Genomic DNA, 22,140 nt, shown 5'->3' with positions numbered 1-22,140 from the left:
ATAGTGAACCTTCTTACGAACTCTGAAGTCTATATTTTTATTATTTCACAATTCATTTTATCTAGATATTTCGAGACACCCATAATGTTAAAAATTTCATAAGCAGCTTTACTTATATTGTTTATTTTTATTAAAAGGTTATTATTTTTAGCTTCCAATATTAATAAAAGCAGTGACCTGATCCCTAATGTATCAAAAAATTTTAGCTCTAGAAGGTTAACGTATAACTCTTTATGCTGTTCCCATTTTTGTTTATTCATCTCAATATATGAAGTTAAGTATTCAGAAGTAACGATATCTAATTGCCCTTTAATGTTTATTGTAAGCGTAGATTCTTCTAAATTTTCACTAATATCCAACTCAGAACGTTTTTGATTCTGGTAAAGGGTAACAAAATGATCAAGTTGCTGACTATGATATAGAGCTTCTTCGGAGGTCAAGGGAGTGTTTAAATTGACAATTTGATTTAATTCTATTCTCTTTTTTTCAAATGCGTTCGATACTGAAAAAAACATATGAATGCCTATCTCCATTTCTATTAAAAAGATTAGGGAGAAGTTACACAGAAATGTTTTAAGCTATTCCCAAAATAGAATATTAGCTAATTTGATAATTTTTGGCAATACGCGTGATTAATGTTCGAAAATTAAATATTTTCAGTACTTTTCCACTAAAATATTTTTTTAGTACAACCATAGCTAAATTGGTTAGACATCGAACAGTAAGTAATAAATTTCTTTCCTCCTCTCCCACCTTCGTGAAGGCGTTTCATAATCTAACGGTTTATGTCAAATCATCGACTATGGAACAGCGTAAAAACATTTATGGTATATATGCTTGTCCAATTCATACTTGCTCAAAAAACGAATCAACATGGACAAGTATAAGGAGATTTTAGTTTTATTTTTCACATAATATAACAAACCTAAAAAGGAGAGTCATCAAGACTCTCCTTTTTATTATTGAACGCTAGTAAATTCATAGCGTTGTTTTAAATACTGCTCCAATCGTAATACAACAGAAACGCCCTGAGCTCTTGTTAGAATGGTCATTTTTTCATAATTAAATTAATTTATTCATACCATAGGACACGGCAATTACTTTAATTTCATTACTGGCTTTTTCAAGATAACAGTTTAGACCTTGTATCTTTTTTATAATACCTCGTCTAATTTCTGAAGAACCTCAACCAGTTCTTCCTTCCGATGCACCGTATAATCTTGTTTATCTCACACCTATTACAACAAAAACTGGTCGATAACAAATCTTCTTTTCTATTATTTTACTAATGTCCATTTGATGCCCGATGTTTTAAAGGCAAAATCCCCTTCTTCAATCTCCACATAGAAGGTACCGGATGGAATTTCGTTGACGATGATATCATCCATATCCCCTGACACGCTGCTTGAACGTTCCCAATAGCCATCGCCCGTTCCTTTATAAGTTCCCGGGACAATGTCAACTCCTACGAGATAAGTCCCATCACCAAACGCGGATTTGATTGTGTGATTATGGTTACGGGGGTCAAACTTTGTAAATGAGCCTCCCTCAAACTTAAACCCTCTGTCGCTTGATTTAATTTCGACATACTCTTGTCCGCTTGGAATGGAATTCGCTATGATGTCATCCAACGATCCGCTCAACCCGCTTTGACGTTCCCAATAAGTGACCCCGCCACTTGAGAAGTAAATGCCTGGTTGTATTTGTTTCCCTACCAGATATTGTCCACTTTTAAACGTCGGAGCAGCGGCGGTGGACTTAGGTACCACCTTTAAAGAACCAGCTGGCACGTATGCTTTTTTATTGTTATAACGAATTTCTGCCCATCCCCCTGGTTTCGTTGCGTGGATGTACGTAACATTGCCCTTCTTTAATGACCCGACGACTCTTGCTTTAGGGCTTGCGTATTCACGAACCAAGAGGGTAGACACGTTCACAGTCGCTTTTTGAACGGATGATGAAGCAGCGGCAGCGGGCTGTGCCACACTTTTCAAATATCCGGCCGGTACATAACCTTTTTGGTTGTTATAGCGGATTTCCGCCCATCCCCCCGGTTGCGTGGAATGTATGTATAACACCTGCCCCCGGTTTACTTGACCTATCGACTTGGCTTTAGGACTAGGATACTCACGAACGATAAGTGACGATGCGTTGACGGTCACTTTCGGAAGAGATGCGGCACTCGCAACCCCTACAGAAGACAGCGGCAACCAGATCGCAAGAAAAAGTGAAACAATGAGAACAATTCTTCTGTTCACTGCTAATACCTCCCTTTTTTTACAAAAACACTGTTAAATTGTAAGGGAATAACAATCGATGGTCAATGAGTATTTAGTTGTTTAATAGGGATATGGTTGTGGTAAATAATGGAGGGAATCTGTCTTGAGGTTTGTAAGGTTTGATTACACAAAACCCTTACCTCGTTCATAATGTGGATGGTCCTTTTACATGTAATAAAAAAAGACAGGGACTGACCTAAAAGAGCACGGTAAAGTGTCCTTTTGGGCCAGTCCCTTCTAATGGAACCTTTACATTTAAATTAAGCAGTTTCTTCTGGTATCAATAAAGGCAATTTGATGAAAAAGGTTGTGACATGATGATCTGATATGCAATTAATTTCTCCATCATGTTTTTCAATGATTTTTTTACAAATATACAAACCAATACCAGTCCCTAGTTCTTTTGTAGTGAAAAAAGGTTCAAAAATCAAATCCATTCTTTCTTTTGGAATAACGGGACCATTATTAGAGATCATAATTTCAACTTTTCCATCTACGGCGTGACAGTCAATGTTTATTTTCCTCTTATATCTTACCTGTTGCAAAGCATCGATGGAATTCAAAATAATATTTAGAAAAACTTGTCTTAACTCATCCTTATTTGCATATACCCTTATATCAGATTTCATATTCGATACAATCGTTACATCCCCGTCTACAATACTCGGATATAGAAATTCAAGTAGTTCATTAAACAATTCATATAAAGAATGACTTTCCCTTTCGCCATTCATAAGCTCTTTCTTAGATACATGAAGAAATTGAGTAATCCGAGAATTTAATTGATTTAATTCGTGTTCAATAATATCCATATATTTAATATCGGGGTACTCACTTTTGATTAGCTTTGCAAAGCCGAGAACGGCGGTCAATGGGTTTCTAAATTCATGAACGAAACTAGAAGACATTTGTCCTAAAATGGTTAGTCGTTCTTTGTGTGTTTGATCAATGTATAGGATTTTTTCTTGTAATTGTTCTTCCTTTATTTCTGTATACTTCTTGACCACATAATAAGAGAATTGATCAAAGATGGCACTGATATCATCAATAAGGGGGTGCAGCTTTTCGATCGGTAATCCCGAACTGATCACCCATTTAATGATTTCACTCCGTCCCGAATTGACATTATAGACAAAATCTCCAATATTTATATTGGCTTCAGCCCTTTCAAAAGCAACTTTATAAGCCAGCTCTCGGAAATCATCATCACTCAATGAATTTTCGAGCATTCCTTTCACTAATTCATACATTTTCAGGCCATTTTTATTTACTTCCTCTTTATGTATATCACTTTCAGAAATGAAAGCTTTTTGTCTCCAAGATTTTATAAAAGCAGAAACATTATTCTCTAAAAAGAAAACTAGTTGCCCACGAATTGCTTCCATCTAAAACCCCACTTCCAATCTAGTATTCCAGGGAATGATTAGGTGTCCATCTTTTCCGAATATTGTTTTATATAAATCCACATAAACAATGTGACATGGATAAAGAGAATCCATGTCCCATTATTTACGCATAAGCCTTCGGGGGATCATTCGAGTTGTAAGAACAGAAAGACCAGGAACAGTATAAAAAGCGAAAGTTAGTGCTAAAAAAATAAGTTAGATTTATATAATAATATTCTATCAGAAATTCATTTAAAAGCTTCTTTTTTAAAATAAATACTTTTCTATTTTTCCGGACAACTTTTCCCAATAAAAAAGTGCCTGTCACCACCCACGCATCCTGTCGATTTATTGGGCCATATCCGGATCGTGACAGGTGCAAATGAGGGTGTCCCAAAAGTTGGGACACCCTCATTTATAGATTAATGGTTATTTTTAGCCTCATATGCCACCCAGTCAGAGCCGGAAATCTTATCGGATAAATTTAAGATTTTGTTTTTCACTCGTTCCGCTTCTTCACCTTCTAACGGCGTTGGCTGATAATTATTTCTAGCCGCGACAGAGGAAATACGGAAAGGAATGATTTTAATCTCCTTTTGATCGGTTAACTTACCATTTTTTATATGGAAGGTTTGCTGATAGACAAAGGTATCTTTATCACTCGGATTTTTATTTCCTCCAAACATGAAGTTTCCTAAACTATAGACAATAAATTTTCCTTTATATTCTTCGATACCTTGAACGACATGCGGGTGATGTCCAAGCACAAGGTCCGCTCCGTTGTCTACCGCAAAACGTCCCAGGGCTGTTTGAGTTCCATTTGGCACATACTGTTTTTCATCTCCCCAATGGAAATGAACCAATACAATCTGAGCCCCTTGGTTTCGTAAGGATTGAATTCCATCTTTGATTTGCTGGCGCGATTCTGCTGTATCATCCCAGCCTTTATAGCCTAAAGCCCCTACCTTTACTCCTTTAACCGTTGTTATGTATTGATCTTTATAACCAAAGTAACCGATATGGGCTTTTTTCAGGTTGGCAATCGTATCATCATATCCTTGCTGGAGATAATCCATCGTATGATTGTTTGCCAGGTTTACCGCTTCAACACTTCCGTTTTTTAATATATTAACGTAGGAAGGATCGCCCTTAAAGCGGAATGTCTTGGCTGCTTTTTGTGTAGCATTCGTTAACGTAGTCTCTAAGTTAACGGTCGTTAAATCATCATTTTCAAAAATATTCTTAATATTCCGGGTAAAAAAACCTAGACCATTCTTTTCTGCTTCAGCATTAAAAGTGCCTGCATAAGAAAAACTTTCATCTGTACCGAGCGTAAAATCTCCCGCTGCACTAATTTTGATGGACGTCTCTACCGGTTTGGAGTTATCTAGTTTGGTTGCCTCTTTTACCTTTTGATCCGGCTGCTTCTTTACCTTAACTGTTTCTTCGGCTTCCATTTCCTCTTTTTGGTTTTCCGGTTTGGCAGATGTCGTCTCCGCATTATGGCTGCACGCGCCAAGCAACAGAGCTAACGATGTGTAAAGGACCCCTCTTTTAACATTCATAGCTTTCTTAATTCCCCTCTTTTTCCGTTTTTTCCCCTATTACCTTTTCAACATCTTTAGACAAATCTCCTCTTTCATTATGACTAATCTCTTAAAAATAAAGAAAATAAGTGGTTTTTTTGACATTTGGTGCAGGAGATGTTTAGTTTTAATCCTTCAACAATTTTGAGTAGTGACAGGCACGGATAAAAAGAATGAAAGCCAATTCTATTACTATCATCTTCCAAATAAATGTAAAACGACACCTTTCAGGTGTCATTTTACATTTTGCAGAGCCCATTTTTCGAATAGCTGATCTACTTTCTGAACAATGGTTTGTTCGGAAACCGTCAGCAGTTTGCCATTTTCCACAATCATTTTCCCGCCTGCAACGACATCTGCAATCGCATTCGGCTGAAGGGAATAAACCATATTCGCAAACAGTTCAGTCTTTGGCGAGAGGGAAAGATCATTTACATTTAGTGTGACAAAATCCGCCTGTAATCCTTCTTTAATCAACCCTGTCGGAAGACGCAGCAGCTCTGCGCCGACTTTTGTTCCCATGTCATATACTTGCTTGGCGGTAATGCATGTACCGTCAAGTCTCGTTACTTTCTGCAAAAGAGAACACATCCTCATCTCTTCAAATACACTGATGCGGTTATTACTGCAAGCACCGTCTGAGCCGAGTGAAATACGTACACCTGCCTGAAGCAAATCAGGAATACGTGTGACTCCATCAGATAAAAACATATTACTTGATGGACAATATGCTAACGAAGCATTCCTTTGACCTAACAGTTGAATCTCGGAATCATCGAGCCAAACGAGGTGAATCGCGATCATTCTTTCATCGACTACACCAAGTGAATCCAAATAATGAACAGGGTGTAATCCGTATTTTTCAAGTGTTTCTTCCACTTCAAACATTTCTTCGGCAACATGAATATGTAAAGGGGTATCAAGTTCTTGTGCTAAGCGATGGCCGGCTTTAATCATCTCCGGTGATGCCCCGTGCGGACTGTGTGGTGCCGGTTGAATCGAAATCATCGGATTTCCTTGATATTTCTTTGCTAATGCTCGCGTTCTTTCTACTGCTTCATCCACTGTTTCCCGATAATTAATTGGGGCACCATCCCAATCATACATCGTCCGCGCGAATACTAGACGAATACCTAAATCTTTCGCCGCTTGAATGACCGCTTCATCAGTAGCCGTACCGCCGTTATGCACATAGAAGAAGTCACTTACTGTTGTCGCTCCGTATTTTAACATTTCACCAAAAGCAAATAAGGCACCTGTATAAATGGCCTCTTCATCTAAAAGCGGTGTGTAGCGGTAGAGTGCCTTGTCACGCCATTCTAAAAAGGGACGGTCAACGGCGATTCCCCGTAGTAAACTTTGGAAGGAATGATTATGGGCATTAATGGTGCCGGGAACAATTGCCTTGCCGCCCCAATTGATGGTTGAGATTCCTTTATATTTTTCTGCTAGTGCCTGCTTTGGCCCGATTTCTTTGATAACGCCGTCTGCAACATACATCGCTTGATCTTTCTGAAATTGGTCATTTACATATATATAATCGGCTATATACACATGCTGCACGTTTCTTCCCCCCTTTATCATTTTCCGAAAGAAGACTCCCACCTCAAGGAATGTGAAGGGCAAAGCCCAATGAGTAGGCGGGAGATGAATTTCGGTAGGCGTTAGCCTAAGTTTGCGATATAATATTCCTGTACAAGTTGCACTTTGAAAACTGAAGATATGGGGTTGTGACAGGAAATTCGTCTGTCACGTAAAATCTTCAACGTTCCATCGTCCCACACTCGCCGAAGTTGCGAAAACCAAGCTAAAGTAGGGAGTGTGGCGTGTTCAACGTACAAGATGAAAAACTCTAACCGTAGGGACTACGGGGTTAGCCTGCTAAAAAACTGAACGATAGTTCGGTGTTCGCAGGAATCTTTTGCTTCAACGAAGTAAGTGGGAGTAGTTCAAGAATCTAGCTGTTGATCTAATTCTAAAATGGTATGCAGCAACACATTTGCTGCCTTCTCTATATCTTCTATACGGCTTTCTTCATCAGGACAATGGCTTTTACCGCCTATACTCGGCACAAATAACATCCCGCTCCGTGTAATAGAAGTCATATGGGCAGCGTCATGGCCAGCCATACTTCCAAGTAAATGGGATGGATACCCTAATATACCAGCTTGTTTTTGCATCACTTGAATCACTTGCCCGTCCATTGGAGCGGGAGCTTGATCCAAAAGGACTCGTCGTTCCACTTGTACGCAGCGCAGATTTTTTATTTCTTTTACACGCTCTTGCCAGGCCGAAATCACTTCTTGAATTTCTTCACGCATTTTGCCGCGTATTTCTAATGTAAACGTTACTTCTTCAGGGATAATATTGGCGGCATTGGGTCTCACTGTGATTTTTCCAACGGTACCCACTACTTCGTTAGCCCGATGCTGACGACATACCGTTTCTAATGCCAAAATGATTTCGGATGCAGCCGTTAACGCATCTTTCCGGTCTTCCATTAATGTTGTCCCCGCATGATTGGCTTCACCAACAACCATAACCTCTTCACGATAAATACCGGTAATGGCTGTCACAATGCCAACGGGGATATGGCGATTTAATAACCGTTTCCCTTGTTCAATATGAACTTCAAGAAAAGCACTGAATTCTTCAGGGGTACGTACTGCCTTCTCGAAATGTTCAGCGTCTCCCCCTGCACTTTTTAATGCCTCGGTCAGGAGCCTTCCTTCCGGGTCCTTTACCCCCTCTAAATCTTTTCGTGTAAGCTTTTTCGTAAGGGCCCGGCTGCCAAACGTGGATAGACCAAACGGATTAGGTTCTTCCGCAGTAAATGAAACAAGCTCCAGCGGGTGGCGTGTCTGAATGTTTTCTTCCTCCAGTACCCTCATTATTTCTAATGCCGTTAACACCCCAAGTGCTCCGTCATACTTCCCCCCGTTTGGCACTGTATCAATATGGGAACCAAATGCAATAACAGGTAAAGTTTTCTCTGTACCCGAGCGCTTCGCCCAAATATTTGCCGCTTGATCTATTTTTACATCTAGCGGTAACTCTTGAAGCTGCTGCTTCAACCATTCTCTTGCTGCTAATTCAGCTGGAGTAAACGTGGTCCGGTCAAGACCGCCCTTTTCATTTCGACCAAACACCGCCAGCTGTTCGATACTAGTTTGCAAACGTGCTGAATGGATGCGAACCTTCGTTAGTTCCAATGATGATCCCTCCTTCCACCACAACTTTGCCGTTTTTCAAAACTGTATCAACAAGATTAACCCCGTAGTTATACTGCAGTGTCTGATAGTTCGGGGCATCAAATAAAACAAGATCTGCTTTTTTCCCAATTTCAATGCTTCCGATTTGATCTGCCTTTCCGATAGCATGCGCGGCATTGATTGTACAAGCTGTCAATACCTCTTCAGGTGTCATTTTCATGGTTAAGCATGCTAGATTCATAATAAGCGGCAATGACTCAGTGGGAGATGAACCCGGATTTCGATCTGTTGAAAGAGCCACAGGAACACCTGCTTCAATCATTTTGCGGGCATTTGCAGGCTTTTCCATCAGGAAGAAAGCTGTTCCCGGTAAAAGTACAGCCATGACACCTTTTTCAGCCATTTGCCCAATACCTGCATTAGATGCTTTTAGTAAATGATCCGCTGAAACTGCCCCTAGTTTTGCAGCCAGCTCCGCGCCTCCAAACTGAACAATTTCATCCGCATGAATTTTCGGTTTTAATCCAAACTTCTTACCTGCTTTAAGAATTCTTTCAGATTGTTCAACGGTAAATACCCCTTCTTCACAGAACACATCACAAAACTCTGCCAATCCTTCTTCGGCAACCTTTGGAATCATTTCCTCAATAACAAGACGAACAAACTCATCAGGGTTTTCTTTATATTCCATGGGAATCGCATGGGCTCCCATAAAAGTGGAAACAAGATCGACGGGGTGCCGCTCACTCAATTTTTTTGCAGCCCGCAGCTGTTTGAGCTCATCTTCGACCGTCAAACCGTAGCCGCTTTTTGCTTCAACAGTCGTTACACCGTGTTGCAAAAAACGGTTTAAACGTTTGGCTGATTCTTCAACGAGCTGTTCTTCAGACGCTTCTCTCGTACTCCTAGTAGTGCTTAAGATTCCGCCGCCCTGTTTTAAAATGTCAAGATACTTGGCCCCCTTTAGCCGCATTTCCAATTCCTTTTCACGGCTTCCGGCAAAGACGAGATGCGTATGGGGATCAATTAAACCGGGTGTTACAATCTTACCCGAAGCATCAATTGTTGTGACCTCTCCATTTAATTTGCTGATATAATGTACCGCTTCAGCATCAGGTCCTGCAAAAGCAATCTTTCCGCCGTCAATCACTACACTGCCATTTTCGATTACCCCGATGTCCGACATATCTTGGCCGCGCTTTGGCCGATCACTTCCCCCGCTTACCGTTACGACTTGTGATGCGCATTTAATATACAAGATGGATGTCACGATCTCTCCCCCTTTTAATCTAAAACATATATAAGTCCTACTTAATTTTTTAACCTCTGTCACCGGGCCTTCTTCTATTCGCGCCTTTCTGTTCTCTCACCTTGAGCAGGCTTACAAAGGTTTTCGTATAAGCGGCTGGCAAGAGCCCGTAAGGGGGATTGGCAGCCGCTTATGCGTAAATAATGAGCATGGACCGCTTTTGTCCATGTTCCATTATTTATGTGAATTTATATAATGATGGAATTTTAATCCCTTTTTCTTTTGCCGTTTGAACCGCTAAATCATAGCCGGCATCGACATGGCGGACAACACCCATCCCGGGGTCTGTCGTTAATACGCGTTCAAGGCGTTTTGCCGCATCTTCCGTTCCATCCGCTACCACAACCATACCAGCATGAAGGGAATAGCCCATTCCTACACCGCCGCCGTGATGGACAGATACCCAGCTTGCGCCAGCTGCTGTGTTTACGAGTGCATTTAAGATCGGCCAGTCCGCAACCGCGTCGCTTCCATCTTTCATCGCCTCTGTTTCGCGGTTCGGCGAAGCAACAGAGCCGGCATCTAAATGGTCCCGGCCAATCACAATCGGGGCCGAAAGCTCGCCGGATGCCACCATATCATTAATAATTTTTCCGAACCTTGCACGCTCGCCGTAACCGAGCCAGCAAATACGGGCAGGAAGCCCTTGGAATTGGATTTTCTCCCTCGCCATTTTAATCCAGTTACAAAGATGTTTATTATGAGAGAACTCCCGTAAAATCACCTCGTCTGTTTTATAAATATCTTCCGGGTCTCCTGATAGTGCTACCCAGCGGAACGGACCTTTTCCTTCGCAAAACTGCGGGCGGATATAGGCCGGTACAAAGCCCGGGAAAGCAAAAGCATTGGTTACCCCTTCATCATAAGCAACTTGACGAATATTATTTCCATAATCAAAAATTACAGCACCGCGCTTCTGCATCTCAAGAAGTGCTTCAACATGAACCGCCATGCTTGCTTTGGAACGTTTTACATACTCATCAGGATTCGCACTGCGCAGTTCGGCTCCGCTTTCTGGCGTCATTCCAACCGGTAAGTAACCGTTTAGCGGATCATGTGCCGATGTTTGATCTGTCACAATCTCTGGAATAAAGCTTCTTTCAATCATTTGCGGCAAAATTTCGGCTGCATTTCCAAGTAATCCGATGGAAAGAGCCTTTCCTTCCTTTTTGGCTTTTTCCGCTAATGCAATCGCTTCATCAAGGGATTCCACCATTGTATCTAAATAGCGTGTTTCTAAACGTTTTTCAATACGGGATTTATCAACCTCGATGGCGATGACAGCTCCCCCGTTCATCGTAACCGCTAAAGGCTGTGCTCCGCCCATGCCGCCTAATCCTGCCGTTACGGAAATGGTACCTTTTAAACTTCCGCCAAAATGCTGCTTTGCACACTCGGCAAATGTTTCATATGTACCTTGAACAATCCCTTGAGTTCCAATGTAAATCCAGCTTCCCGCTGTCATTTGCCCATACATGATTAATCCTTTTTTGTCGAGATCATGGAATGTTTCCCAATTAGCCCAAGCAGGAACGATATTCGAATTGGCTAAAAGAACACGCGGTGCATCTTTATGAGTCCTGAACACGGCAACAGGCTTTCCTGATTGAATTAATAACGTTTCATTCTCCTCTAACTCTTTTAGTGAGGCGACAATGCGATTAAATGCTTCCCAGTTTCGTGCTGCCTTTCCAATCCCACCGTAAACAACCAGCTTTTCAGGATGCTCCGCTACTTCCGGGTCTAAATTATTCATTAGCATACGAAGAACAGCTTCTTGAACCCATCCCTTTGTATTCAACTCTGTACCTCGTGGTGCACGAATCATGTCCTCAGATGTTGCCATCATTTTTCCCCCTTGTTTTCATTAATATATTCTATATAACTCCAACTTAATTTTTTGACCTCTGCCATCGAGCCTTTTTCCATTTGCGCTTTTCTGTTCTCTCACCTTGAGCAGGCTTACAAAGGTCTTCGTATAAGCGGTTGACAAGAACCCGTAAGGGAGATTGGCGGCCGCTTATGCGTAAATGATTTGACATGGGCGTTTTTTATCCACGTCAAATCATTTATGTGGATTTATATATCTCATAGTTTCATCGTAAGGCAATCCCGTTCATTTATCCCTAGATTATATTTTTAATATTCGCAATTTTTTTCCTAATCTTTTCTGTATGATATATCATCCATTGATTATCTTGTCATTTCTAGGTTTTTTTGCGTTTTCCATTTTGAAGGCGAATCACCTGTAATCACTTTGAAAACACGGCTGAAATAATTGGGATCCTGGTACCCTACTAACGACGCAATCTCTGAAACTGTCCAATCCCCTTGCATTAACAGTTCCTTCGCCTTACTAACACGTAAATTTGTTAAATATTCAACAAATGTCATATTCATTGTCTTTTTAAATAGATGACTAAAATAATATGGACTGCGCTGTACATATTCAGAGACTTCTTCAAGTGTGATGCTTTGCATATAATGATTCCGTATGTAATCGAGAGCCTTTTCTATCACAATGTGTCCAAGGTTTGTCTGTCCAACATTAGCTGTCTGCGCAAAAAATTCTTTGATTTGCGGGAGGAGCTCATCACTTGATGTACTGCTCATAATCTTTTTGCTTTGCTCCAGAAACGCTCTAAACCGTTCCTTTTCGTTTTTAACATACCGATTTACGATCAACTGGAGAATATCGATTAGCACTAATTTATAATAAATAGGTGAAACACCTTTTGCTTTTAACTCATTCATATTCTTTTCAATCTCAGAAAATATCAGTTCAAAACTATAATTTGTAAGATCATCTTCTGTCACTGGCAGATGAAGTTCTTCGACCACATTATGATCAAAAAGTGTTGGGTAATCAAAACACGTACAAACTTTGCCTTTGGAGAAATAAAATTCCAAAGAAAGAAGTTCTTTTGCTTCCTGGTAAGAATAATAGAGGTGCATTGGATTTTTGTACTCTTTGCCGGCTGTGATATGAAGAGCATACCCGCTCTCTTTTCTAACCCAATCAAGCAGATGGTAACTAATCCTTTTTATTTTTTGGATGGTTTCATCCTTTTGCTCACCAATTTTTGGTGTATACAACAAAATAAATTCTTCATCAAATTGACTGGCAATTAATCCATGTTCGAAACAAAAGCTCTCCATGGAGCGATAGATATCTAGTAACATCTTTTTCTTCCATACATCACTTTTATTTCGCGCCAAACTTTTTAGCCGACTGACTTTCGCAATCATGACGACACTTGGAAGTGCCTGATAGCCAAGCCGTTTGGCCTCATCCCATATTTCGCGCAAATTATTCACTTGGCCGTAAATCAGTTTTGAGATCCATTGCTTTTTCAATGTTTCCGGTCCTGACACAGCAATTTGCTGGAAATCCATTTTTTGAGCCGCAGCCAGGCTGTTAATAACAGCCATTAAATCCTCAATGGGAAATGGTTTTACAAAAAGACGATGCATCCCGGCTTCTACACAACGGATCGCCGTATCAAAGTTTTTGGATCTCATTGTTCCAATTACTTTTGCTCGCTGGACCGCTAAGGATAGATGTGACCAATCATCACCGTCTAATAAATCAACATCAATGAAGATGAGGTCGACTTTCTTTTTTGACACAACAGTAAAAAAATCATATACCGTTGAAACCTCCACATATTCAGTAATGCTCAACATAGAATTTTGCAGCATCCATTTTAAACCATTACGTTGAAAATCATCATTTTCAACAACCAAAACTTTCATCCTGTCACCTCCATTGACGATTTGATTTATAAACCTAATCCAAGCTCCTTTGCCTTTTTCTGTGCCGTTTCATAACCCGCATCTGCATAACGAACAATGCCGACACCGACATCTCCGAGGAATATATTTTGAAACCGCTCTCCCATTTCACGGCTTCCATCCGCAACAACACTCATCCCCGCATGCAGAGAATAACCGATTCCGACACCTCCTCCATGATGAAAACTAACAAAAGCAGCACCATTACATGTATTTAGTAACGCATTTAAAATCGGCCAATCCCCAATGACATCACTTCCATCTTTCATCCCTTCTGTCTCACGCAATGGTGAGGCCATTGAACCTGCATCCATATGGTCTCTTGTAAAAAGAATCGGCCCGCTTAGTACACCATTCGCTACCATCTTGTTTATTTTCTCGGCTAATAAAATACGTTCTTCTGCCTTTAACCAGCACACTCGTGAAGGAAGTCCTTGAAAGCGAATATTGGCTTGTGCATATTCAATCCAGTGCTTTACTTTACTATTCGATGAAAAATAGTCTAAAATAAGCTGGTCAATCAAATAAATATCATTTGGGTCACCGGATAAAGCCACCCATCTAAAGGGACTGTACCCCTCGCACTGCAGCTGTCGAATGTAGTACGTAAAGTTAGGGAATGATAATGCCTCTTCGTATCCTGCTAATGCTGCTTGCTGGCGAATATTATTTCCGTAATCGAATACAACAGCTCCTTTTTCCTTAAAACCAACCATTGCTTTTACATGCTGTATAACCGTTTGTCTTGCATCTTCTAAATACATTTCAGGAATTTGTTTGCGAATGCGCTCGGCATGTTCGACTGTATAATCCGCAGGAATGTAGCCATTAAGTAAATCATGGGCAGATGTTTGATCCGTTACAACGTCTGGAATAATCCCTCGATGAAACAGTTCTTGATATACCTCTGCAGCATTGCCAATTAGTGCAACACTCAGAGGCATCTGCATTTGTTTCGCTTGTTCAACATGTGCTAAGGCATCATCCAAGCTGTCTGTACAAATATCACAAATATGATATTTAATACTCCTCTCCACTTTCTTTGCATCAATTTCTACAATAAGGGATACTCCCCCGCTCGCTTTGATTGCCAGCGGCTGTGCACTTCCCATCCCGCCAAGTCCGCTCGTTAAAATCCATTTCCCGGCAAGTGTTCCCTGGAAATTTTGCTCTGCTATTGCTTGAAACGCTTCACTCGTGCCTTGCTGAATACCTTGTGTTCCAATATAAGCCCAGGCACTCGCTGTTGATTGACCGTACATGGTCAGTTCGTTCTTCTCTAACTCACGGAAATACTCCCAATTGGCATAAGCAGGGACAATAACGGAATTCACTGCAAGCACCCTTGGCGCTAAAGAAGAAGTCGTAAAGACAGCCACTGGTTTTCCGGATTGAATTAATAATGTTTCATCTTCTTGCAGCTCTTTCAACAGTTCAATCATTTTACGAATAGCTTCTTTATTTCGTGCTGCTTTTCCTGTTCCGTAAACAATTAAATTAATAGAATCCTCTGCGACATCTGAATCAATTGTATTTAAAAGCATCCGCAGAATCCCTTCTGTTTGCCAGCTCTTACAACGCAAATCCTGTGAAAAAGTCTGAATGTTTTCTCCCATCTCATTCCCCTCCTGCTACATTCATTTATACTTACAGCTCGTTTCCGATCCGAGCTTCTATTTGTTTGATGCCATCGATTTTTTCAACGATTGAAATCATTTTTTCAAGATCTATATAAAACTCGCGATCTCGATCCCATGAAGGTATAGCACGGCGAATGAATTGATATATGGTTTCCGTTCCTTCCCCCAATTGCAGAGGGTGATGGAATTCAAGTGCCTGGGCGGCCGTAAGCATTTCGATTGCGATGACTTTCTGTGTATTCTTTAACACTTTATTTGCCTTTAAAGCAGCCGGTGTGCCCATGCTAACATGGTCTTCCTGGAATCCCGACATGGTGAGTGAATCTACCGAAATAGGATGAGTATAAACTTTATTTTCTGCAACCAGGGAAGCAGCAGCGTATTGAGGAATCATAAAGCCTGTATGTAAACCGCTGTTCTTAACAAGGAAAGGCGGCAGCCCACTAACATCTGCCGTAACTAAACGCGCTGTTCGGCGCTCCGAAATTCCAGCCAGCTCTGCTCCGGCTATTGCAAGCATATCCATTGTCAACGCAATGGATTCCCCATGCGGATTACATGATGAAATAGAAATACCGCCATTTTCATCTTCAAAAATAAGTGGATTATCTGTAGCAGAATTTAATTCAATTTCCACGACTTCTCTTGCATGATCAATTTTATCCCGGCAGGCTCCGTGTACTTGGGGAATAGCCCGAATACTTAACGCATCCTGGACACGGTAATGCTTAAATTTCTCGGCAATTTCACTGCCTTTTATTAATGAAAGAAGATTTTTCGCAACTTTTGCCTGTCCCTTAAAAGGTTTTACCTTTTGGATACGCTCATCATATGCACAATAGGATCCTTTTAAGGATTCAAAGCTCATCGCACCGGCAATATCTGCCCATTTTGCCAGATTTATAGCATCATAAACTGTAAGCGCACTAATTCCTGTCATACATACTGTACCGTTTACAAGTGACAAACCCTCTTTTGCTTCCAGCGATAGAATCGGAATACCTGCCTTTTCCATTGCTTGACGTCCCGTCATGAGCTCTCCCTCATAATAAGCACGGCCAAGCCCAATCATGACAAGGGCAATGTGAGCCATATGTGTCAAATAACCAACAGACCCCTGTGAAGGCGTCCATGGTGTTATGCCGTGATTCAGCATGTCTACTAATGTCTTCACACTCTCCAGCCGGAGACCGGAATACCCTTGGCTGTAATTTAAAACGGCCGCAAACATAATGGCGCGTACTTGCTCTTTACATAACGGTTCACCGACCCCGCAAGCATGACTCATGATGATATTTTTAGAAAGATCATTTAAATGTTCCTTCTGAATGCGAACCTTGCAAAGATCTCCGAGTCCGGTTGTAATGCCGTAAACCACCCTCTCTTCTTCAATAAATTTCTCAACGATCCGGCGGGTTCGTTGAATTTTTTCACATGTTGAATCAGACAGCTCCACTTTTTTATGAAAGCGCGCCACTTGAACCACATCTTCAAGGGTTAGCTTTTGGTTATCAATGAAAACGAAGGAAGCTTGACCTTGTTTTGTAACCAATCTATTTTACCTCCATTATTTGTTCCTGCTGTCTGGCAGAAAGCACGTCTTGAATATGTGAAAGCGATAACCGTCCAACGATGCCGCGATTTTCATCAATGACCTGAAGCTCGTCACAGCCCGTTTTTAACATCATGGCAAGGGCCGTCTTTAAATCACTGCTTTCAGCAATTTGTTCGGCCGGTTTCAAACCTGAATGTTTACTGATATTTTCCATTGCTGCCCGCACGTTGATTAAGCTAATTTGACGCATAATATCGTCTCCGCCCATCATGCCTTTTACAAATTCATTAATTGGATTCGCAATAATATTTAATGGCGTATCGTATTGAACTACTTTTCCATCCTTCATAATGACAATTTTATCTGCAAGGCGAAGGGCTTCATCTACATCATGCGTCACAAATAAAATCGTTTTATGAAGTTTTTTCTGAATATGAAGCAATTCGTCTTGAAGCGAAGCTCTTGTAATGGCATCAATCGCTCCAAACGGTTCATCCATCAACATATATGGAGGATCAGCTGCCAGGGCACGCGCCAGGCCAACGCGCTGCTGCTGACCTCCGGACATTTGCCTTGGGTATCGTTTTCGATAAACTTTCGGTTCAAGATGAACAAACTCTAACAGCTCGTCAATTCGCTTGCTAATTTTTTCTTTATCCCAGCCAAGCATTTCCGGAACGGTTGCAATATTTTGTTCAACTGTCATGTGAGGAAAGAGACCACTTTGCTGAATGACATAACCAATTCGTCTCCGCAGCTCATTCACAGGTACCTCTTTTGAATTCATTCCATCAATAAAGATTTCGCCTTCTGATTGTTCATAAAGCCTATTGACCATTTTTAAAAGCGTCGTTTTTCCACAGCCCGAACTTCCTAACAATGTAACTAATTGACCGGATTCAATTTTTAAATTAACGTTATCAACCGCCGGCTTCTTACTTCCCGGGTAGTATTTTGTTACATTCCGAAATACGATTCCATCCATGGTTATCCTCCTTTAGCGAAAAAGGAAAGAGTGTCCAAAGAACTCTTTCCTTTTTCTTCTATTCATTATTTAAGAAAGCCGTTCTCTTCTAAAAATTCTTCAGCTACCTTGGCAGGCTCTTCTTTATCTCCATCCACCTTCCAATTTAAACCGGCCATGACCTTATCCGTTAATAAAGCATCGACTTTATTCAAGATTTCCCCAACTTCAGGATATTTCTCTAAAATTTCGCCTCGAACCTGCGGCGCTGCATAATATGGCGGCCATAATTTCTTGTCATCTTCTAATGCCACTAAATCATATCCCGCGATTTGTCCATCTGTACCAAAACCAATGGTGACATCAACCTGGCCATTTGTAAGTGCCTTATATTTCAAGCCAATATCAAACAGCTTGGCTGATTTAAATTCAAACCCGCCGTATTTTTTCTGTAAACCAGGCAGGCCATCCGCACGCTCGCCAAATTCCGGAATGAGAGCAAAATTCAGTTCAGGTGCCTTTACTGACAAATCAGAAAGTGTTTTTAAATTGTACTTTTTGGCAATCTCTTTCGTTGTAACTAACACATATGTGTTGTTAAACGATGTTTGATCTAATACTTCAATTCCCCATTTGTCTTTATAGCCTTGTTTCACCGTCTCATAGACTGCGTTTGCATCACTTTGAGGTTCACCTTTTAGAACATCCATCAGCGCTGTCCCTGTATATTCGGGGTAAAGGTCAATTTCACCGTTTTTCAATGCTTCAAAAGCAACAAGTGTTCCGCCAAGATTTAGATTTCGTTCAATGTTGTATCCCTTTGCTTCAAGTGCCTGGGCATACAATTCCCCTAAAATATACTGCTCTGTAAAGTTTTTGGAGCCAATTTTTATGGTTGGTTTGCCTTCTGAATTTGTTTTGCTTGAACAGGCTGCAGAAATCATCACTAATAGACATATTGTCATGAATAGAAAAGCTTTTTTCACTATTTTCATAGTATCTCTCCCTCCCTATATTGGCACTCGCCCTTACATCACAGGCGGTGTTGTCCATTTTTCAATTCGGCCAAAAGCAACCTCCGCCAGAATGGCTAAAATGGCTACCGGAATGGCACCCACAAGCAGCATGGATGGTTGTGCCATCGCAATTCCGTTAATAATGAACTCTCCAAGGCCTCCTGCCCCGATAAATGCTGCGAGAGTTGCACTGGCAATGACTTCTACGGAAGAAGTGCGAATCCCGGTAATAATGACGGGCAGAGCAAGCGGCAGTTCAACTTTATGGAGCACTCTTGCTTTTCCCATTCCCATCCCATAAGCAGCTTCGATAATGCTTTTATCCAGCTCGCGAAAAGCTGTGACCGTGTTAATTAAAATAGGCGGACAAACAAGCAAAGTCAAAGCAACCAGTGATGGGGTAAACCCAATTCCGATATACGGCATCGCAAGAGCCAAAATGGCTAGACTTGGTATAATCCTGCCCATGTAAACAATGTTTAAAATAAGCATTGTCCTTTTGCCTTGTTTTGATTTCCCTAAATAAACTCCTAACGGAATACAAATGAGAACCCCAATTAACAAGGCGATAAAGCTAAGTAAAAGATGGATTTTCACCGCATGGAACAGTTCACTTAAATGCTCCATCATGTATTGAAAAGCTTCCGCAAACAATGACAAACCAGCCCCCCCCTTTTCTTTATGCAGCTATGCTCACTTTCTTTTCAACAAAACGTAAAAGTAAATCTGAAATTAAAGTTAGCAATATCACAGCAATCGTTCCTGCTATCACCTTTTGGGGATGATCTTGATAAATCCCTTCAAAAATAAGTTCTCCTAAGCCTCCTGCATTGATATAAGCAGCAATCGCACCAATCCCAATCATGGAAACAATGGCAATTCGAATACCTGCAATGACGACTGGCAAGGCCAGCGGGAGTTCAATCTTCCAAAAGATTCGCCATTTCCCCATTCCCATACCTTTGGCTGCCTCAATGACAGCAGGATCTATGCCTTGAACGGCTGTTACGATATTTCGGACTAAAATCATTTGCGAATAAGCGACAAGCGCTGTTACAGCCGCTTTAAACCCTAATCCCAGGAAAGGAACCATTAAAGCAAATAACGCAAGACTTGGGATGGTATACATCATTCCAAGGATTCCCATCACAGGCGTATGCAAGACTTTGAATCGCGGAATGATCACACCGACAGGAATGGCAATAGCAAGAGAAATGAGTAAAGAAATAAAAATCAGATAAAGATGTTCTTGAAAGAGCTCAAAGACCCGATCATAATTAGCCAGCAAATATTCCATGTATAACCCCCTCTTTTTTTAAAAAGTTTCAATATTCTAAATTAATGATAAATAACACCTCCTCTAATGACACTAGATTTACATTCGAATTTCCGTACGATTTTGCGCTAGGTTGTCTATTTTTCAAACCTGCATCTTACTTATTTTGCGCTACCAAGAGAAATTTGCTCTTCACACCAGAAATGAACGTCATATTTCATAACAACATCTAATTAAATTTCAGGAATTTTTATAGCGACACTAATTAATTTACTATTCCCCGCACTTTTTTTGCTCATTTATGTCATATTTACTTACATCGTTTAAGGGTTTTCTTTAAACTTTTACCTTTTCTATATGTTATTTTTTATAACAATCACCTCACACAACTGTTAGGTATCTCCTGGATTCAACCGATTACACGAAAACCAGGTTAATTCAATTGCGTATACGGTTCTCCACGGACATATAAAACATATCTTTCTGGATCTTAGTAATAATAGACATTATGTTGCACTCACAATCAAAGCAAAGAACTGTATACATGCCTAAAACATATATTGATTTGAAACCAATTTAGAGAGGATGATAATGTGTCTCGTGAACTTCGTGCTGCTTTAACCGGTCTGGATCCACAATACGCAAAAAGACTGACTGATGCCCTTAATATATACTTGGCTAATCTTCATGTAGTTTCCGCCAAATTACGCAATTTCCACTGGAATGTGGTTGGTGTTGATTTCATTGATTTTCATGAAAAATTACAGGAGCTGTATGAAGAAGTTGCTCTTGAAATCGATCGAATTGCTGAACGAATCAAAATGTTGGGTTTTTTTCCCCTTGCCTCCATGCATGAATTCGTCCGTTACGCAACTCTAGAAGAAGCCCCTAGTTGCCCTTACAATACCTCGACTATCGCTTATGCTGTTGTCAACGATTTCGCAGCAACGGCACGTTACTTGCGTGAAGTCGACAAATTCGTAAGAGAGACAACAGATGAATTTACAATAAATCTTTTCGGAGATGCATTAGGCTTTCTAGAGAAACATGTTTGGTTCTTTACAGCATACTTAGAAAGAATGGATTGCTCTGATTCTCAAAAACGATAATTTCTATATAATCAATACAAGTTACACCTGAGAAGTAAAAGTAAAGGATCGTTTTTCTCTTTCATTACCATAACTTTATAAAAAGTAAAATCCCCCAGTTTCCTGTTAAAATGAATATGTTGTATTCAGATCGTATAAATCGAGAAAATCATTTGGTATTTCACTTATATTCTTTTCACACATTCATTGAATTTTTCTTTCCAGTAACCTTTTGACATGTTAGCAATCGCAACACCAGTACTTGATTGTGCCCCTATGAATTTATCAGTTCCGTATGAACAATGATCAACATGATTGGTTAATAGAAAAAAGCACTGACCAGCTTGAGCCAGTGCTTTTTTGCTTAAAAGTGCCTGTCACCGCCCAAAATTAGTCAATTCGGGTGGTGACGGGCACGAATAAATAAGAAAAAAACAACCGAACATTCATGATTTCTGTGACTCCCGATTCGTCTCTCATATTGCCTGACTATTTGGGAAACGCAATGTTTAATATTTTCCTTTTAAAAGTTTAGTATAGGTTCCGTCCAATCAAGTCTTTGACAGCAGTTTCCACCGCATCAGCCAGGGAATATTTTGTTTCAAATCCTAGATTTCGTATCTTATTGTCATTCCAGAGTCTATTTACTGTAAAAGTTTTCACAGCAAATGGCGTTAATTTATATTCAATCATTTGCTCATCCGTTAAGGTTTCCGGCAAATTCACTGTTTTTGCAATCTTTCGGGTTGCATGATCAATTTCTTTCTATAATTGGTTCCAGGTTGTATCGAATCCTTTAAGCAAGTAGATGCCATTATCATGTTCGCTTTTTTGATAAGTTCCTAGCCAAACCATCGCCCATCATCGGATATTGATCGTTAGCATGAGCGGTGAATAGCCTTGCAAAAAATGACTTGTTGTCCCTAACGCCAATAGTACTTGCCGGACGTAATACGATGGTTGTCATCCCAGTTTTTCGTCCTGTTTCTTCGATGATTTTTCCCCTTTCCATTCCCAAGCTTTGTATTGGGTATT

At 40.5% G+C, this 22,140-nt stretch carries 16 protein-coding genes; 1 reads left to right on the top strand and 15 read right to left on the bottom strand.

Translation table 11 applies throughout. From position 1 onward, the window contains the following. Nucleotides 1-29: 29 nt before the first annotated feature. From ACFOU2_RS19895 to ACFOU2_RS19825, 15 genes are all read right to left on the bottom strand, one after another. Nucleotides 30-515: an STAS domain-containing protein gene (locus ACFOU2_RS19895; protein WP_377918048.1), complete on the bottom strand. Its 486-nt coding sequence runs from the start codon at nt 513-515 to the stop codon at nt 30-32. Between the two features lie 762 nt (nt 516-1,277). Then, entirely contained in the window at nt 1,278-2,258 is a 981-nt protein-coding gene (locus ACFOU2_RS19890) for an SH3 domain-containing protein (RefSeq protein WP_377918047.1), read from the bottom strand. Nucleotides 2,259-2,539: 281 nt separating this feature from the next. After that, nucleotides 2,540-3,664 carry a histidine kinase N-terminal domain-containing protein gene (locus ACFOU2_RS19885; RefSeq protein ID WP_377918046.1) on the bottom strand — a complete coding sequence of 375 codons (1,125 nt, stop codon included), beginning with the start codon at nt 3,662-3,664 and terminating at the stop codon, nt 2,540-2,542. 422 nt (nt 3,665-4,086) lie between these two features. Next, on the bottom strand, nt 4,087-5,229 hold the full coding sequence (locus ACFOU2_RS19880; protein ID WP_377918045.1) for a CapA family protein: 1,143 nt from the start codon (nt 5,227-5,229) through the stop codon (nt 4,087-4,089). Between the two features lie 255 nt (nt 5,230-5,484). Continuing rightward, nucleotides 5,485-6,813, bottom strand: coding sequence for an amidohydrolase family protein (locus ACFOU2_RS19875; protein WP_377918044.1), 1,329 nt, complete (start codon nt 6,811-6,813; stop codon nt 5,485-5,487). A gap of 386 nt (nt 6,814-7,199) precedes the next feature. Then, nucleotides 7,200-8,462 (bottom strand): Zn-dependent hydrolase, encoded by a 1,263-nt coding sequence (locus ACFOU2_RS19870; protein ID WP_377918043.1) that lies wholly within the window; start codon nt 8,460-8,462, stop codon nt 7,200-7,202. Next, entirely contained in the window at nt 8,416-9,735 is a 1,320-nt protein-coding gene (gene hutI / locus ACFOU2_RS19865; protein WP_377918677.1) for an imidazolonepropionase, read from the bottom strand. The genes ACFOU2_RS19870 and hutI overlap by 47 nt, the downstream gene beginning before the upstream one ends. Before the next feature lie 214 nt (nt 9,736-9,949). Next, nucleotides 9,950-11,617, bottom strand: a complete 1,668-nt coding sequence (gene hutU, locus ACFOU2_RS19860; RefSeq protein ID WP_377918042.1) for a urocanate hydratase — start codon at nt 11,615-11,617, stop codon at nt 9,950-9,952. 347 nt (nt 11,618-11,964) lie between these two features. Then, nucleotides 11,965-13,527: a helix-turn-helix domain-containing protein gene (locus tag ACFOU2_RS19855; protein WP_377918041.1), complete on the bottom strand. Its 1,563-nt coding sequence runs from the start codon at nt 13,525-13,527 to the stop codon at nt 11,965-11,967. Nucleotides 13,528-13,553: 26 nt separating this feature from the next. Then, complete coding sequence (gene hutU, locus ACFOU2_RS19850) at nt 13,554-15,182, bottom strand: urocanate hydratase (protein WP_377918040.1); 1,629 nt, start codon at nt 15,180-15,182, stop codon at nt 13,554-13,556. A gap of 31 nt (nt 15,183-15,213) precedes the next feature. Further along, nucleotides 15,214-16,758: a histidine ammonia-lyase gene (gene hutH, locus ACFOU2_RS19845; RefSeq protein ID WP_377918039.1), complete on the bottom strand. Its 1,545-nt coding sequence runs from the start codon at nt 16,756-16,758 to the stop codon at nt 15,214-15,216. Nucleotide 16,759: 1 nt separating this feature from the next. Continuing rightward, the gene (locus tag ACFOU2_RS19840; RefSeq protein ID WP_377918038.1) at nt 16,760-17,746 is read right to left on the bottom strand and encodes an ABC transporter ATP-binding protein; all 987 of its coding nucleotides are present in this window, start codon (nt 17,744-17,746) and stop codon (nt 16,760-16,762) included. Nucleotides 17,747-17,811: 65 nt separating this feature from the next. Beyond that, entirely contained in the window at nt 17,812-18,720 is a 909-nt protein-coding gene (locus tag ACFOU2_RS19835; protein WP_377918037.1) for an ABC transporter substrate-binding protein, read from the bottom strand. A 33-nt stretch (nt 18,721-18,753) separates the two neighbouring features. Then, complete coding sequence (locus ACFOU2_RS19830; RefSeq protein WP_377918036.1) at nt 18,754-19,401, bottom strand: ABC transporter permease; 648 nt, start codon at nt 19,399-19,401, stop codon at nt 18,754-18,756. Between the two features lie 19 nt (nt 19,402-19,420). Next, on the bottom strand, nt 19,421-20,038 hold the full coding sequence (locus ACFOU2_RS19825; RefSeq protein ID WP_377918035.1) for an ABC transporter permease: 618 nt from the start codon (nt 20,036-20,038) through the stop codon (nt 19,421-19,423). A 572-nt stretch (nt 20,039-20,610) separates the two neighbouring features. Here ACFOU2_RS19825 and ACFOU2_RS19820 point away from each other — a divergent pair. After that, entirely contained in the window at nt 20,611-21,126 is a 516-nt protein-coding gene (locus ACFOU2_RS19820; protein WP_377918034.1) for a Dps family protein, read from the top strand. Nucleotides 21,127-22,140 lie beyond the last annotated feature (1,014 nt).

This window comes from Bacillus songklensis (assembly GCF_042649685.1).
GTDB classification, from domain to species: domain Bacteria; phylum Bacillota; class Bacilli; order Bacillales; family Bacillaceae_H; genus Bacillus_BA; species Bacillus_BA songklensis.
Note: the sequence above shows the minus strand (reverse complement) of the source record. Positions and strands in the feature narration are given on the sequence as shown.

Excerpts from the sequence above, each read along its gene's own strand:
- hutU (WP_377918042.1), bottom strand. The coding sequence starts at position 11,617 with ATGGCAACATCTGAGGACATGATTCGTGCACCACGAGGTACAGAGTTG.
- ACFOU2_RS19880 (WP_377918045.1), bottom strand. The coding sequence starts at position 5,229 with ATGAATGTTAAAAGAGGGGTCCTTTACACATCGTTAGCTCTGTTGCTT.
- ACFOU2_RS19855 (WP_377918041.1), bottom strand. The coding sequence starts at position 13,527 with ATGAAAGTTTTGGTTGTTGAAAATGATGATTTTCAACGTAATGGTTTA.
- ACFOU2_RS19885 (WP_377918046.1), bottom strand. The coding sequence starts at position 3,664 with ATGGAAGCAATTCGTGGGCAACTAGTTTTCTTTTTAGAGAATAATGTT.
- hutU (WP_377918040.1), bottom strand. The coding sequence starts at position 15,182 with ATGGGAGAAAACATTCAGACTTTTTCACAGGATTTGCGTTGTAAGAGC.
- ACFOU2_RS19895 (WP_377918048.1), bottom strand. The coding sequence starts at position 515 with ATGTTTTTTTCAGTATCGAACGCATTTGAAAAAAAGAGAATAGAATTA.
- ACFOU2_RS19840 (WP_377918038.1), bottom strand. The coding sequence starts at position 17,746 with ATGGATGGAATCGTATTTCGGAATGTAACAAAATACTACCCGGGAAGT.
- ACFOU2_RS19825 (WP_377918035.1), bottom strand. The coding sequence starts at position 20,038 with ATGGAATATTTGCTGGCTAATTATGATCGGGTCTTTGAGCTCTTTCAA.
- ACFOU2_RS19835 (WP_377918037.1), bottom strand. The coding sequence starts at position 18,720 with ATGAAAATAGTGAAAAAAGCTTTTCTATTCATGACAATATGTCTATTA.